Source organism: Azorhizobium sp. AG788 (assembly GCF_004364705.1).
Lineage (GTDB): Bacteria > Pseudomonadota > Alphaproteobacteria > Rhizobiales > Xanthobacteraceae > Azorhizobium > Azorhizobium caulinodans.
The window spans coordinates 123663-138458 of the sequence record NZ_SOBM01000001.1; the positions used below are offsets into that span (position 1 = coordinate 123663).

The following is a 14796-nucleotide window of genomic DNA, read 5'->3' on the forward strand; positions in this document are numbered from 1 at the left end:
AACGTAACAGACAAGATTATTCGACTATTTCGTTTCTCTCTGCCGTGCCAATGTCCGCCTCGAGTTCAGGGCGGTTGGCGCGGCAGAAGTCCCGCGGCGCTGCCACAGCATTTCCCGGCGCAAGGCGCTGGGGCAGGGAGAGTGAAATGGCGAAGGTCCTGGTCCTTTATTATTCCACCTACGGCCACCTCGAGACGATGGCGAACGCGGTTGCCGAGGGCGCGCGCGCTGCCGGCGCCACGGTGGACGTGAAGCGCGTCCCCGAGACCGCTCCGGAAGAGGTGGCGAAGGCCGCCCACTTCAAGCTGGATCAGGCGGCGCCCATCGCCACCATCGCGGACCTCGAGCATTACGACGCGATCATCGTCGGCGCCCCGACCCGCTTCGGCCGTATCGCCTCGCAGATGGCCGCCTTCCTCGATCAGGCCGGTGGCCTGTGGTTCCGCGGCGCGCTGAACGGCAAGGTCGGCGCGGCTTTCACCTCCACCGCCACCCAGCACGGCGGCCAGGAGACCACGCTCTTCTCCATCATCACGAACCTGCTGCACTTCGGCATGGTGATCGTGGGCCTGCCCTACAGCCACCAGGGCCAGATGAGCATGAGCGAGATCGTCGGCGGCGCGCCCTATGGCGCCACCACGCTCGCGGCCGGCGACGGTTCGCGCCAGCCGAGCGAGATCGATCTCGCCGGCGCGCGCCACCAGGGCGAACTGGTCGCCAAGACGGCCGCCAAGCTGTTCGGCTGATCCATCGTTCAGTGAATGACTGGAGGCCGGTCCGGCGCATGCCGGGCCGGCCTTTTACGTTTAGGCGGGGCCGCGCCGGGAGCTATTTGTCTTTCTTCGCCTTGGCGACCTCGGCCGCATAGAGCTTGCGGATCGCGGCAATGTCCACGTTCGGCTCCGGCGGCCGCAGATCCATGTCCTGCAACGTGTTCGCGATGATCTGCGAGATGGCGAGATCGCGGAACCACTTGTGGTTGGAGGGGATGACATACCAGGGGGCGTGTTCGGTGGAGCAGCGGCCGATCATGTCGTCATAGGCCGCCATGTAGTCGTCCCAGCGGGCGCGCTCGGTATAGTCGCTCTCGCTGATCTTCCAGTGGCGGTCCGGATCGTCCAGCCGGTCGCCGAAGCGCTTGAGTTGCTCCTCCTTGGAGATGAAGAGGAAGAACTTCAGGATCGTGGTGCCGGAAAGTTCAAGCCCGCGCTCGAAATCGTTGATGGTCTCGTAGCGGTGCTTCCAGACCTGCTCGGGCACGAGGTCATGGACCCGCTCCACCAGAACGGCCTCGTAATGGGAGCGGTTGAACACCGCCACGGAGCCCAGAGCCGGCGTATGGGGATGGATGCGCCACAGAAAGTCGTGCGCCTTCTCCTCGTCGGAGGGCACCTTGAACGCGTGCACGTGGCAGCCCTGGGGCCCCATGCCCTTCAGAACGTGCCAGCACACGCCATCCTTGCCGGCGGCATCGATGCCCTGAAGCACGATGAGCAGGGAATGACGCCGCTCCGCATAGAGCTTCTCCTGCAAATTGCCCATGCGCTTCAGTTGGGCGTCGATCTCCGGTTGGGCTTCGGAGCGGCTGGAGAAGGCGTTGTGGAAGCCGGCGTCGCAATCGGCGAGACGGAAGGGGGCGCCGGGCTTGGCGAGGAAAGCGGTGCGATAGTCCATGGCGCCATGGTGCCTGCTTTCGCAGCGCTTTTTAACTGCTCGCGACGCCGCGGGGGCGGATTTTGTCCGGCAAAGTAAGGGCGCATTATCGTCCCAGCTTCAGGCAAGCTTGCGCCAGCAGGGTGCGCGGCGTGGTGGGGACCACAGGAGCATGGTCCTATGACCAGTGTTTCATCCACAACCTCCTCGCTCGTCACCGGCCTGACCGCCAGCACCGGTGGCTCGGGGCGGCTGGCCAGGCTGCAGGACCAGCTTGAGCAGGCCCAGCAGGCGCTGGAGGAGGCCCAGGAAGCCAACGATCAGGAAGAGATCGCGGCTCAACAGAAGACCATTGCGACTCTGCAGCAGCAGATCCAGCAACTGGAGCAGCAGCAACAGCAGCAGACGCTGGCGGCCCAGCAGACGCAGGGCACCTCCGCCACCGGCCGGACGGACGCCACGTCCGCAACGTCCGGTACCTCAACCACGTCTTCATCCTCTGCCACGTCTTCGAGCAACGCCACCGGCGGGAGCAATCCCTACCGGCCAGTGATGAAGCTCGATCTGGCTGCCATCGCCGAACGGGTCAGGGCCTCCGGAGAGGACAAGACCGGCGCGGTCGATGCGTCCAGCGAGACGTCCGCCGAGCAGGCGGCTTCGGAAAGCCTGGAAAAGTCCACGTCGTCGGTCTGACCGGCCGTCCTCTTCATCGCGGACGGGAGGTGTCTGCGGCGAAGTCCGGTTCCTCGCGGCCGCGAACCCATGGCCGTACCCACATGGTGGCCGCGAGGACCGAGACCAAAGAGGCCGCCGTTCTCAGTCTTCGCTCGCATGCTTCGGCTTGCCCTTGCGCGGGGTGTCCGCGAGATCGTGCAGTTCCTTCTTGTCCATGGACTTGTACATGGATTTCGAGGCGCCCTTGAGCTCCTGCGCCTTGCTGTGATCGCGCTTGGCGGCCAGCGCTGCCCCCGCCGCCATCTGCTGTGCCTTTGACTTGGCCGGCATGTGATCCTCCTTCGGTTTGCCTCTGCTCCCCCAACGCGGAACCCGCCCGCACGGTTCGCGCGTGCCATTGCGGCCGCGCGTTTCCAGGCGGGCAGGGCGCCTGCGTCGCATTGCAACACGCGCGGCCGACTGCTATCTAAATTAGAAGAGTTCTAAAAATAGAGGCTTGGCCCAATGGTTGCCCTGTTGGCTTCGCGTCGGCGTTTCTCCGATCTGTCCGAGCAGGAGGTTCTGGCGCTGGCGATCTCGTCCGAGGAGGACGATGCGCGCATTTACGGCGACTATGCCGCCATGGTGCGGGAGGAGTTTCCCGACACCGCGAAGATGTTCGACGGCATGGCTGCCGAGGAGAGCGCCCATCGCGGCCGGCTGATCGCCGATTACGAGCGCCGCTTCGGCCCGCACATTCCCCTCATCCGGCGCGAGCATGTGGCGGGCTTCTATTCCCGTCGGCCGGTGTGGCTGGTGAAGAATCTCGGCATCGACCGCATCCGCGCCGAGATCGCCAAGATGGAAGAGGACAGCGCCAATTTCTATCTTGAGGCGGCCAAGCGCACCTCGGATGCCGGTACGCGGCGCCTGCTCGGCGATCTCGCCCTTCAGGAGCGCCGGCACGAGGAACTGGCCGACCGGCTGGAAGCCAAGAACCTGCCCGCCGATGCCAAGGCGGAGGAGGACGGCAAGGCGCGGCGCCAGTTCGTGCTCACCTGGGTGCAGCCGGGCCTGGCGGGCCTGATGGATGGCTCGGTGTCGACGCTGGCGCCCATCTTCGCCACCGCCTTCGCCACTGAGAATTCCTATACGACCCTGCTCGTGGGCCTCGCCGCCGCCGTGGGCGCGGGCATCTCCATGGGCTTCACGGAAGCCGCCCATGACGATGGCGTCATTTCCGGCCGCGGCTCGCCGCTGAAGCGGGGCCTCGCCTCGGGCGTGATGACGGCGGTGGGTGGCCTCGGCCACGCGCTGCCCTATCTGATTCCCGACTTCTGGACCGCCACCGTGTTCGCCGGCATCGTCGTCTTCGTCGAACTCTGGGCGATCGCCTGGATCCAGAACCGCTACATGGAAACGCCCTTCTTCCGGGCGGTCATCCAGGTGGTGGTCGGTGGCGCGCTGGTGCTGGCGGCCGGCATCCTCATCGGCGGCAGTTAGCGCCGGCCGGAACCTCGAGCGCTCCGGCCGATGGCGCTTCAGCCGTCGGCGAGCGTATCCAGCACAAAGCGGACCCGCGCGCCGACATCGGTGCGCGGCAGGATGACGGCCTCATAGCCGAGGGCGGGGAGGATGGTGCGCAGCCGCTCGTATTCCTCTTCGGCAGCCGCAAGATCATGGCGCCGTTCGGCGTCCCTCACATAGATCTCCGGCCAGGGCGGGGTGAGGAAGACCCGGCGGTGGTAGTGCCGCTCCGGGCCGAGGCTGTCCCGTAAAGGCACGCCTTCCACCTGCTCCAGCGCGGCGGCCGCGTCGATCGTGCCGCGGTCGAAGAAGACGAGGCCCGGCCGCGCGAGCGCCGCCGCACGATCGGAGCGCGCGAGGGCCAGAGCGTGGCGCGCAAACGCACCGAGATCGTTCCACGGGAGGGCGCCGCCTTGCCCGGCGTGAAAGGCGGCGATGACCCGCCGGCCGGGTTCGGCAACCACCTCATGGCCGAGGGCGGCCAGGGCTTCCAGCAGGGTGGACTTGCCGCCGCCGGAGCAGCCGGAAATCAGGACGAGGCGGCCCATGGTAGTCCGCACGCGGCCTCAGTGGACCGCTTCGTCCTTTTCCCGCTTCTTCTCATACATGCCGAGATCGGCGCGCTTGATGGTGGCTTCCAGCCGCTCGCCGATGCGGCTGGTGGCAACGCCCACCGAGAGCCGCAGCGGCGTCTTGGCGGAATTGTACTGGTTGTTCAGCTCCACCAGCTTCACGAGATTGTCGAGCACCGTCTGCGCACCCTCGCCGTCGATGCCGGGCAGGAGGATGACGAATTCGTCGCCGCCGATGCGCGCCACGTGGCAGGGCTTCTCGACGAGGGACGACAGCACCTCGCCGGCCCGCCGCAGCAGGTCGTCGCCCGCGCTATGGCCGAGCTGGTCGTTCACCAGCTTCAGGTCGTCGAGGTCGATCATGATGATGCTCACCGGCCGGGGGCCCTTGCGGTCCAGCCGGTTCAGCTCTTCCACATAGAAGGAGCGGTTGTAGAGCCGGGTGAGCACGTCGTGCTTGCCGAGATATTCGAGATAGGCTTCGGCCTTCTTGCGGGCGGTGATGTCCACGAAGGCGACCTGCACCTGCGCCCAGTCGGTCTCATGGCCGGGAAGGACCGAAAACTGCTGGAGCAGATAGAGCTGCGTGCCCTCCAGCGTATAGGCGGCGACCTCGCGCTGCTGGAACAGCTTGCCGTCCCAGAGGTCGATCAACTGCTCGCGGAGCGCCTGGAGCATCTCTTCGCGGAACACTTCGTCCAGGCGGCGGATGATCGCCGCCTTTTCGCCCGAGCCGAACAGTTGGAGCGTCTGGTGGTTGACCTCCAGAACGCGGATCTCGCTGGCGCACTGGTCCACGAATTCCGGATGCACGTCGGTGAAGACGCGGAAATCCTGGATGCCCTGCATGCGCACGCGGTCGAGCAGCGCCTTCACGCCGGAGAAGTCCTCCACCCAGAGCGAGACTGGCGAATGCTCGAACAGGCCCCGCGCATAGGCTTCGCTGAGCGCCAGACGGCGACGCGACTGCACGCTGTCCGTGACGTCTTCCAGCGAGACGAGGACGCGCGACCAGCTGTCCTCATAGCCCGGCAGGATGACGCCGTGCAGTTGCACGTCGATGCGCCGTCCGCTGAGCGAATAGTTGCAGGTGTGGCTGGAGAAGCTGGTTTCGCCAGACCACAGATGGACAAGCTCCTCGGCGTGAACCGACAGCATGTCGTCACGGAAGATCTTGCCGAGATTGGCGGTGAGGTCCTCCAGCGAGTCTGCTTCGAACAGGTCGAGCGTACGCCTGTTGACCTTCACGATGTCGATGTGCGCGGCACACTGACTGACGCGCGTCATGTCATCGGCGAAGAAGGAGCGCAGGTCGCGGACGCCCTCCGCGCGCCACTGATCGAACAGCCGTTTCAGGCGGCTGTAGTCTTCGACCCATAGGGAAACGGGCGACAGGTCAAAAATCAGGGCGTCATCGAGCATGGCGGGCAAAATCGGATTGGCCGGGAGGAGCGATCGCGCCGTCATGGCGCGTGCCCCGAGGCGGGGCAAAGCAGACCGGCACGGCGCGCGGGACCGAAACGGTCGATGGCGCGTGCGATCATGTCTTTTTGAACAAGAGCGGAGCTATGCATACACCGAGGAGCAAAACCGATAAAGGCCCGCGCCGCAAATTGCGACGCCGCCATCATGCCTATCGTGCATCACCGCTGCGGTGGCTGCGGCGATGTGCATCAGAACATCCCTCTATATCGGGCACGGGCGGGAAATAGTCGCGCCCAGGTTGCCAAACGGAAGCTTGGCCATATCGCGCGGCGACGTTCCCTGCGATCGGTTTATCGCTGCCGCCAGAGCCGATGCCCTGCGGAAGCGCCGCTTTCCCGCTCTCTCATGTTGAGGTATCTGGTGCCGGCGTCACCGTTGGTGGACATACGTTCCCGGCGCCGGGCAGAGCGGGTGCAGGCCCGCTTGGGGCGCACCCATCGGGGGCGGCAGCACGCGGCCGGGCGAGGAGTGCGCGGCCAGCCATTCGCTCCATTCCGGCCACCAGGAGCCGGGCTTCAGGTCGCTCCCCGCCACCCATTCGTCCGGGCTGATGTAGGCATCCGCAGCCGCCTTTCGCCGCACGCGATAATGCCGGTGCGGATGGCCCGGCTCGGAGACGATGCCGGCATTGTGCCCGCCGGAGGTGAGCACGAAAGTGACGTCCGTATCCGTCAGGTGGTGTAGCTTGTATACGGAATGCCAGGGCGCCACATGGTCCCGTTCCGTCCCCACCGCGAAGATGGATTGCCGGATGTTGGGCAAGGCCGCCGGATGGCCGTCCACGATGTAGTGGCCGCTGGCCAGGGCGTTGTCGAGGAACAGCTCGCGCAGATACTGGCTGTGCATGCGATAGGGCATGCGGGTGGAATCCGCATTCCAGGCCATGAGATCGATCATGGGCGTGCGCTCGCCCAGCAGATAGTCCTTGATCATGTGCGACCAGACGAGATCGTTGGAGCGCAGCATCTGGAAGGCCCCCGCCATCTGTTCGGCGGACAGGAATCCCTGGTCCCACATCATGCTTTCGAGGAAGTGCAGCTCGCTGTCGTCGATGAAGAGCTGCAGCTCGCCCGGCTCAGTGAAATCCGTCTGGGCCGCGAACAGGCTGAGGCTGGCGAGCCGCTGGTCGCCCGCCCGGCCCATGGCCGCCGCGGCGATCGCCAGCAGCGTGCCCCCGAGGCAGTAGCCGGTGCCGTGGACTCGCGTGCCGGGCACAATGGTCGAGATGGCATCCAGCGCATCGAGCACGCCCTGACGGCGGTAGTCGTCGAAGGAGACGTAGCGGTCCTCGGCGGTGACGTTGCGCCAGGAGATGCAGAAGACCGTGTGTCCCTGCGAGACGAGGTAGCGGATCAGCGAGTTCTGCGGCGATAGGTCGAGGATGTAGTACTTCATGATCCAGGCCGGCACGAGCAGGACCGGCTCGGCATAGACGTCCGGTGTCGTCGGCGCGTACTGGATCAGTTCGATGAGGTGGTTGCGATAGACCACCTGTCCGGGGGTGACGGCCACCTCCACGCCGGGGCGGAACTTCTCGGTTCCGGCCGGCGGCTCGTCGGAGAGTGCCGCGCCCACGTCTTCCAGCCAGTTCTGGAAGCCGCGCAGGAAATTGGCGCCCCCTTCCGCATGGGCGCGCGCGAGCACGTCCGGATTGGTCAGCGGCAGGTTGGAGGGCGAGGCCATGTCCAGCATCTGCCGCACCAGGAAGGAGGTGACGTCCTGCGTGTGGCGGGAGGTGCCCGGCACCTCATGGGTGGCATTGTGCCACCACTGCTGGGTCATCAGGAAGCTCTGGGCATAGAGGCTGTAAGGCCATTTCTGCCAGGCCTCGGAGGCAAAGCGGTCGTCGCCCGGCAGCGGCTCGATCACTGGCGGCGTCGCGGGATCGCGGCTCGCCCGCGCCATGTAGCCCGCGAGGCGGGAATATTTGCGCCAAGCCTTCAGCATCAACTCGGCCCGCTTGCCGGGAGCCGCCGCGAGGTGGATGGACCAGTCGGTCCAGGCCAGCGCCATGGCGGCGGGCGAAAGTCCGCCGGTGAAGCGGGCGGTGAGGGCCTGTGTCATCCGGTCGAAGGCGCGGAAGCCCTCGAGGCCGAGAGCGCCGTCGTCCGACTGCGGAGCGGGTGTGCCGTGGAGCGATCGTTTGGCGGGAGCGACTTCGGCGGGCGGGGCATAAGGCGCATTCATGGGACGACACCTCTCGGGGATGCTTGTCCATGGACCGGCAACGCCTGTTCCGCCTTGAGCCGAATCAAGCGTTGTTCACATGCCGCCGCGTTCCTGGGCGATGACGGCGGCGATCTCGACGATCTGCCGGGCGGCGCTGCTGTCCGGCGTGGAGGTCCAGGCCGCATAGAAGGGCAGATCGGGAATGTGCGTGTTGGTCTCGATGACGGCGAGGCGGCCGCTCGCCAGCTCGCCCGAGACGATGGCGGCGGGAATGACCGCGATGCCAAGGCCCTCGGTCGCCATATGCACGACGGTGGAGAGCGAGGCGCTGGCGTGCAGGCGCACCGGCGGCAGGTCATGGCGCGAGAACAGGGTGCGCACCGCCATGTAGGGTTGTGTGTTGCGGGAGAAGGTGATGATCGGGAAGGTCGCCAGCTCCTCCAGCGTCACCGGCTTCTGGCTCCAGCTGATCTCCGGGCTGGCGACGAAGGAGACCGGATAGGAGCAGAGCAGCCGGTTCTCCATCAGCGGCAGGTGGCTGGGGCCGAGCATGAAGACCACGTCGAGTTCCTGCGCCGCGAGCCGGTCGCGCAGGTTCGGCGAGATGTCGACCTCGATCTCGAGCCCCAGATGGGGATGGATGGCGTTCACCTGCTTGAGGAAGCGCGTCAGCCACGTGTGGACGATGGTCTCCGCAAGCCCGATGCGCATGACGCCGCGCAAGCTCGTTGAGTCGCTGAACACGGTCAGCATCTCCGCACGCAAGGCGAGCATCTTTTCCGCATAGGCCAGCAGGGTGCGGCCGCGAGGGGTGGGCGTGACGTTGCGGCGTTCACGCTCGAGCAGCCGGGCGCCCAGTTCGCTCTCCAGTTGAGCGATGCGCTGGGAGATGGCGGGCTGGGTGGTGTGCAACTTGTTCGCTGCGGCGCGAAAACTCCCCAGTTCCGCCACACGCACGAATGTTTCCAAGGCTTTGAGGTCCATCACCACCCTCCGCCGGGGCCGGATGCCTGACGCATCGATAAGGCCAGTTTATCCAAAACGATCCGAAATTAAAATTCGACACAATGGATTCGTGGTGATGATATGGGCATGCGCAACCAATGAGCAGGTTTTCCGATGACCGCGCATGCCTCCATTGCCACTCCCGGCGGTATTTCCCTGGCCACCGGCCGCGACGTGCGCCTTGCGAGCCGCAGCGGCGCGCTCACCGGCTCGACCGCGGGTTTCGCCCCCGGCTTCGTGCAGGCGAACCTCGCCATCCTGCCCGAGAAGCTCGCCTTCGACTTCCTGCGCTTCTGCCAGCGTAACCCCAAGCCCTGCCCGGTGATCGGCGTGTCAGAGCCTGGTGATCCGACGCTGAGCTCCATCGGCCTCGATCTCGACATCCGCACCGACGTGCCCGGCTACTGCGTCTACAAGGACGGCGTGCTCGTGGACGAGCCGGCGGACCTCAAGGCCTACTGGCGCGAGGATCTCGTGACCTTCGCCATCGGCTGCTCGCTCTCCTTCGAGGAGGCGCTCATGGCGGCGGACATTCCGCTGCGCCATGTGGAGAAGGGCGTGAAGGTGCCGATGTTCCGCACCAACATCGCCTGCGTGCCGGCCGGCCCCTTCGCCGGCCCCATGGTCGTGTCCATGCGGCCCATGACGCCCGCCAATGCGATCCGCGCGGTGCAGATCACCTCTCGCTTCCCCTCGGTCCATGGCGCGCCGATCCACATCGGCCTGCCGGAAGCCATAGGCATCAAGGATCTCTCCAAGCCTGACTATGGCGATGCGGTGGAGATCCTCGAAGGCGAGATCCCGGTGTTCTGGGCCTGCGGTGTCACGCCCCAGTCGGTCATCTCGGCCGCCAAGATCGAATACGCCCTGGCCCACGGGCCCGGCATGATGCTGTGCACCGATCTCAAGAACAGTGCGCTCGCAACCGGCTGAGCGCCGGCACAACCTTTCCAAATCGACACTACCCCCGCGGAAGCAAACGCCGTAGAGCGTGACCGGGGCATTCAGCAGAGGGATCCCTGATATGTCGTTCACGATCAATCGTCGCAATCTTCTCGTCGGCACCGCCGCGACGCTCGCTTTGGGCGCCGGGGCGGCGGGCAAGGCCAGTGCCCAGACCAAGGAAGTGGTCATCGGCGCGCTCTATCCCATGTCGGGTGCGGCCGCGCAGATGGGTGTCGACGCCCAGAAGGCGTTCGAGACCGCGCTGATGTTCATCAACGAGAATTCCGACGCGGATCTGCCGCTCGCGGGTGCCGGCGGCCTGCCGAACCTCGGCGGCGCCAAGGTGCGCATCGTCTATGCCGACCATCAGGGCGACCCCCAGAAGGGCCGCGCCGAGGCCGAGCGCCTCATCACGCAGGAGAAGGTGTGCGCCATCGTCGGCACCTACCAGAGCGCGGTGGCGGCGACCGTCAGCCAGTCCTGCGAGCGCTACGGCGTTCCCTTCTTCTCGGCTGACAACTCCTCGCCGAGCCTGACCCGCCGCAACCTGAAGTTCTTCTTCCGCGCCGCCGCCCACGACGAGATGTTCTCGGCGGCCATGTTCGACTTCCTCGACAGCCTGAAGAAGAAGGGCCAGAAGGTCGAGACGGTCGCCCTGTTCCACGAGGACACCATCTTCGGCACGGACAGCGCCAACGCGCAGCTGAAGCTCGCCAAGGAGCGCGGCTACAACGTCGTCGCCGACATCAAGTACCGCGCCAACTCGCCCTCGCTCACCGCCGAGGTGCAGCAGCTCAAGGCGGCGAATGCGGACGTGCTCCTGCCGTCCAGCTACACCACCGACGGCATCCTGCTGCTCAAGACCATGAACGAGCTGGGCTACAAGCCCAAGGCGCTGCTGGCGCAGGCGGCCGGCTTCTCCGAGCAGGCCCTTTATGATGCCGTCGGCCCGCTGGCCGAAGGCTCCATGACCCGCGGCAGCTTCTCGCTCGACCTCGCCGCCAAGCGTCCGTCGGTCGGCAAGGTGAACGACGCCTTCAAGAAGATCTCGGGCAAGGACCTGAACGACAACACCTCGCGCGAATTCATGGCCCTGCTGCTGCTGGCCGACGCCATCAACCGCGCCAAGTCCACGGAAGGCGAGGCCATCCGCGCCGCGCTGGTCGCCACCGACCTGCCGGGCGAGAAGACCATCATGCCGTGGTCCAAGGTGAAGTTCGACGAGACCGGACAGAACCCCTATGCGGACCCCGTCCTGCTCCAGCGCATCGGCAACAAGTTCGTCACCGTCTTCCCGGCTCAGGCGGCCATCGCCGAAGCCGTTTGGCCGATGAACAAGAGCTGATCTCTCGAAAGGAGGTGCGTGGAGCAGGAACATGACAGCCGCAATCGTTATCCAGAGCCTGGCCAGCGGCCTGCTCATGGGCTTGCTCTACGGCCTTATCGCCGTCGGGCTGGCGCTCATCTTCGGCCTGATGGACGTGACCAACTTTGCACATGGCGAATTCCTGATGTTCGCCATGTACATCACCTTCTTCTGTTTCAGCTGGTTCGCCCTCGATCCGCTGCTTTCCGCCCCCATCGCGGCGGCGGTGCTGTTCGGGTTCGGTGCCTTCGTCTATCTCGCCATCATCCGCTTCGCGATGCGGGCGAAGACCAACGTGGGCATGGTGCAGATCTTCGCCACCTTCGGACTTGCGGTGGTGATGCGCGGTCTCGCCCAGCTGCTGTTCACGCCGGACTACCGCTCCATTCCCCACACCTGGCTCGGCGGCAAGACCGTCTCGGTGTTCGGCATCTTCCTGCCGGCGCCGCAGCTGGCGGGTGGCGCGGTCTCCATCCTCGCCTTCGTCGGCCTGTTTTTCCTCATCAAGAAGACGGACTTCGGCAAGGCGCTGGAAGCCACCCGTGAGGACGCCGGCGCGGTGGCGTTGGTGGGCATCGACAAGAACAAGGTGTTCGCGCTCGGCTGGGGCCTCGGCGCGGCGCTGGTGGGTCTCGCCGGTGCCATCATGGCGAGCTTCTTCTACGTCTATCCGGATGTGGGTGCTTCCTTCGCGCTCATCGCCTACGTCACGGTGGCGCTCGGCGGCTTCGGCTCGGTGTTCGGCGCCTTTGCCGGCGGCATCGTGGTCGGCCTCGTGGAGGCCATGACGGCGATGGTGCTGCCGCCTTCGCTGAAGTCGGTGGGCATCTACGTGGTCTACCTGCTGGTGGTGTTCTTCCGCCCGCGCGGCCTGTTCGGGAGCATCTGATGAGCGCCGCACCCTCCTTCACGGCGCGGCGCACGCGCCAGCTCCTGCTCGCCCTGGTGATCTTCGCGCTGGTCGCCCTGCTGCCCTTCGGGGTGAAGGACGTCTACACGCTGAACGTCCTCATCCTGTTGCTGCTCTATGCCGGCCTCTCGCAGAGCTGGAACATCCTCGGCGGCTATTGCGGGCAGCTCTCGCTGGGCCATGCCCTCTACTTCGGCATCGGGGCCTACACCTCGACGCTGCTCTACACCAAGTTCGGCGTGCTGCCCTGGTTCGGCATGGCGCTCGGCGGTGTCATCGCGGCGCTGATCGCCATGGGCATCGGCCACGCCTGCTTCCGCCTTGCCGGCCACTATTATGTCATCGCGACGATCGTGATCGCGGAGATCGGACTGCTGCTGTTCCACAACTGGGACTGGGCGGGCGCGGCCACCGGCATCGAACTGCCCATCGGCCGCGACAGCTGGCTGACCTTCCAGTTCGCCCGCGACAAGCTTCCCTACTTCTACTTCGTCCTCGTCTTCGCGGCGGTGGTGTGGCTCGTCACCTGGAAGATCGAGAATTCCAAGTGGGGCTACTGGTGGCGTGCGGTGAAGGACAATCCGGAAGCCGCCGAGAGCTTGGGCGTCGTGGTGTTCAACTCCAAGATGATGGCCGCGGCGGTCTCCGCCTTCTTCACGGCGGTGGGCGGCAGCTTCTACGCCCAGTTCCTCGGCTACATCGACCCGGAATCGGTGATGACCTTCCAGTTCTCGCTGCTCATGGCCCTTCCGGCCGTGCTCGGCGGCATCGGAACGCTATGGGGGCCCGTGCTCGGCGCCGCCATCCTCATCCCGCTCACCGAACTCACCCGCACCTACATGGGCGGCTCGGGCAAGGGCATCGACCTCATCGTCTACGGCTGCCTGATCATGGCCATTGCGCTGGCCCGTCCCGACGGTCTCGTGGGCCTGTTCCAGCGCCGCAAGAGGAGCGCAGCATGAGTGCCTCGCCCCTTCTCGATGTGCGCAACGTCTGGCAGCGTTTCGGCGGCCTCGTCGCCAACAGCGATGTCAATCTTCAGGTGGCGGCCGGCGAGATCGTCGGCCTCATCGGCCCGAACGGGGCCGGCAAGTCCACGCTGTTCAACGTCATCGCGGGGCTTCGGCCCCCGACCGAAGGCTCGGTCTGGTTCGACGGTCAGGACGTGACGCGCCTCTCAGCGCCGGAGCGTTGCGCCCGTGGTATCGGCCGCACCTTCCAGGTGGTGAAGAGCTTCGACAGCATGACGGTGGCGGACAATGTCATCGTCGGCGCCCTCGTGCGCACCTCCTCCACCAAGGAGGCGCGCAAGAAGGCCGAGGAAGTGCTGGAGTTCGCAGGTCTCGGCCATCGCGCCGAAGTGTTCGCCAACGAGCTGACGCCGCCGGAAAAACGGCGCCTGGAAGTCGCCCGGGCCCTCGCGACCGAGCCCAAGCTCCTGCTGCTGGACGAGGTGATGACCGGGCTCACGCCCTCCGAGGCGCGGGCGGGGGTCGAGCTCGTGCGGGCCGTGCGGGCGAAGGGCGTCGCCGTGCTCATGGTGGAGCACGTGATGGAGATCGTCATGCCGCTGGTGGACCGCGCCGTGGTGCTGAACCTCGGGGCCGTGCTGGCGGAAGGCAAGCCTGCGGACGTGGTCCGCGACGAGCGCGTCATCAGCGCCTATCTGGGGGACCGCCACCGTGCTTGAGGCGAAGGACATCACGGTCACCTACGCGGGCCTCATCGCGGTCTCCGGCGCCTCCATCGAGGTGAACAAGGGCGAGATCGTCTGCGTGGCGGGCGCCAACGGCGCGGGCAAGTCCTCGCTGCTCAAGGCCATGGTCGGCATGGAGAAGCCGAAGTCCGGCTCGGTGAGATTCGACGGCGAGGAGCTGGTGGGCGTGCCGCCCCATCTCATCACCGCCAAGGGCCTCGCCTATGTGCCGGAGAACCGCCGGCTGTTCCCGCGCTTGTCGGTGCGCGACAACCTGCGGCTCGGCAGCTACATGTACCGGGCGCAGGACGACCGCGAGGCGCCGCTGGAGATGGTGTTCCGTCTCTTCCCGCGGCTTGCCGAGCGTCTCGACCAGCGGGCCAACACGCTGTCGGGCGGCGAGCAGCAGATGCTGGCCATCGGCCGCGCGCTGATGACGCGTCCGCGCCTGCTGATGTTGGACGAGCCCTCGCAGGGCATCATGCCCAAGCTCGTGGACGAGATTTTCCAGGCCGTCACCACCATCCGCGACACCGGCATGACGATCCTCATCGTCGAGCAGCGGCTCACGGAGTGCCTGGAGATTTCCGACCGGGCCTATGTGCTGCAGACCGGACGTGTCACCATGAGCGGGCCGGCGGACGAGATCCGCGCGAACCCCGACGTGCGCCGCGCCTATCTCGGCCTGTGAGGCCGGGGAGGGGTTCGTCGGTGGCGTGAACGTCAGGACCATTTCAGCCCGTCACCGACGGCAGGGCGGTCCTGAATGCAGCAAAAGAGGTGTCATGCCCGGACTTGGTCCGGGCATCCACGG

The 14796-nt window shown here is 66.1% G+C and carries 15 protein-coding genes; 9 read left to right on the top strand and 6 right to left on the bottom strand.

Translation table 11 applies throughout. From position 1 onward, the window contains the following. Positions 1–146 precede the first annotated feature (146 nt). A complete protein-coding gene (wrbA, locus tag DFO45_RS00580; protein WP_133863370.1) occupies positions 147–746 on the top strand; it encodes an NAD(P)H:quinone oxidoreductase in 600 nt (199 codons plus the stop codon). Between the two features lie 82 nt (positions 747–828). On the opposite strand, the gene DFO45_RS00585 is transcribed toward wrbA, so the two are convergent. Further along, the gene (locus tag DFO45_RS00585; RefSeq protein WP_133863371.1) at positions 829–1674 is read right to left on the bottom strand and encodes a polyphosphate kinase 2 family protein; all 846 of its coding nucleotides are present in this window, start codon (positions 1672–1674) and stop codon (positions 829–831) included. A gap of 159 nt (positions 1675–1833) precedes the next feature. On the opposite strand from DFO45_RS00585, the gene DFO45_RS00590 reads away from it, so the two are divergent. Next, the gene (locus DFO45_RS00590; protein ID WP_133863372.1) at positions 1834–2346 is read left to right on the top strand and encodes a hypothetical protein; all 513 of its coding nucleotides are present in this window, start codon (positions 1834–1836) and stop codon (positions 2344–2346) included. Positions 2347–2469: 123 nt separating this feature from the next. Here DFO45_RS00590 and DFO45_RS00595 read toward each other — a convergent pair whose 3' ends face one another. Then, entirely contained in the window at positions 2470–2658 is a 189-nt protein-coding gene (locus DFO45_RS00595; RefSeq protein WP_133863373.1) for a DUF3008 family protein, read from the bottom strand. Positions 2659–2832: 174 nt separating this feature from the next. Here DFO45_RS00595 and mbfA point away from each other — a divergent pair, with 174 nt between their 5' ends. Next, positions 2833–3810, top strand: coding sequence for an iron exporter MbfA (gene mbfA / locus DFO45_RS00600; RefSeq protein WP_133863374.1), 978 nt, complete (start codon positions 2833–2835; stop codon positions 3808–3810). 38 nt (positions 3811–3848) lie between these two features. Here mbfA and DFO45_RS00605 read toward each other — a convergent pair whose 3' ends face one another. The 4 genes from DFO45_RS00605 to DFO45_RS00620 form a co-directional block, all read right to left on the bottom strand. Continuing rightward, positions 3849–4382, bottom strand: coding sequence for an AAA family ATPase (locus DFO45_RS00605; RefSeq protein WP_133863375.1), 534 nt, complete (start codon positions 4380–4382; stop codon positions 3849–3851). Positions 4383–4400: 18 nt separating this feature from the next. Continuing rightward, on the bottom strand, positions 4401–5828 hold the full coding sequence (locus DFO45_RS00610; protein ID WP_245517913.1) for a GGDEF domain-containing protein: 1428 nt from the start codon (positions 5826–5828) through the stop codon (positions 4401–4403). Positions 5829–6260: 432 nt separating this feature from the next. Continuing rightward, a complete protein-coding gene (locus DFO45_RS00615) occupies positions 6261–8078 on the bottom strand; it encodes an alpha/beta fold hydrolase (RefSeq protein ID WP_133863377.1) in 1818 nt (605 codons plus the stop codon). 75 nt (positions 8079–8153) lie between these two features. Continuing rightward, positions 8154–9044, bottom strand: coding sequence for a LysR family transcriptional regulator (locus DFO45_RS00620; protein ID WP_244421749.1), 891 nt, complete (start codon positions 9042–9044; stop codon positions 8154–8156). A 135-nt stretch (positions 9045–9179) separates the two neighbouring features. Here DFO45_RS00620 and DFO45_RS00625 point away from each other — a divergent pair, with 135 nt between their 5' ends. The 6 genes from DFO45_RS00625 (at position 9180) to DFO45_RS00650 (ending at position 14673) form a co-directional block, all read left to right on the top strand. Further along, on the top strand, positions 9180–9998 hold the full coding sequence (locus tag DFO45_RS00625) for a putative hydro-lyase (RefSeq protein WP_133863378.1): 819 nt from the start codon (positions 9180–9182) through the stop codon (positions 9996–9998). Positions 9999–10089: 91 nt separating this feature from the next. Further along, positions 10090–11355, top strand: coding sequence for an ABC transporter substrate-binding protein (locus tag DFO45_RS00630; protein WP_043879671.1), 1266 nt, complete (start codon positions 10090–10092; stop codon positions 11353–11355). A 31-nt stretch (positions 11356–11386) separates the two neighbouring features. Then, positions 11387–12265 (top strand): branched-chain amino acid ABC transporter permease, encoded by an 879-nt coding sequence (locus DFO45_RS00635; protein WP_012172598.1) that lies wholly within the window; start codon positions 11387–11389, stop codon positions 12263–12265. Then, on the top strand, positions 12265–13248 hold the full coding sequence (locus tag DFO45_RS00640; protein WP_012172597.1) for a branched-chain amino acid ABC transporter permease: 984 nt from the start codon (positions 12265–12267) through the stop codon (positions 13246–13248). The genes DFO45_RS00635 and DFO45_RS00640 overlap by 1 nt, the downstream gene beginning before the upstream one ends. Then, complete coding sequence (locus DFO45_RS00645; protein WP_012172596.1) at positions 13245–13976, top strand: ABC transporter ATP-binding protein; 732 nt, start codon at positions 13245–13247, stop codon at positions 13974–13976. The genes DFO45_RS00640 and DFO45_RS00645 overlap by 4 nt, the downstream gene beginning before the upstream one ends. After that, the gene (locus DFO45_RS00650) at positions 13969–14673 is read left to right on the top strand and encodes an ABC transporter ATP-binding protein (RefSeq protein WP_133863379.1); all 705 of its coding nucleotides are present in this window, start codon (positions 13969–13971) and stop codon (positions 14671–14673) included. Before DFO45_RS00645 ends, DFO45_RS00650 begins: the two co-directional genes overlap by 8 nt. Positions 14674–14796 lie beyond the last annotated feature (123 nt).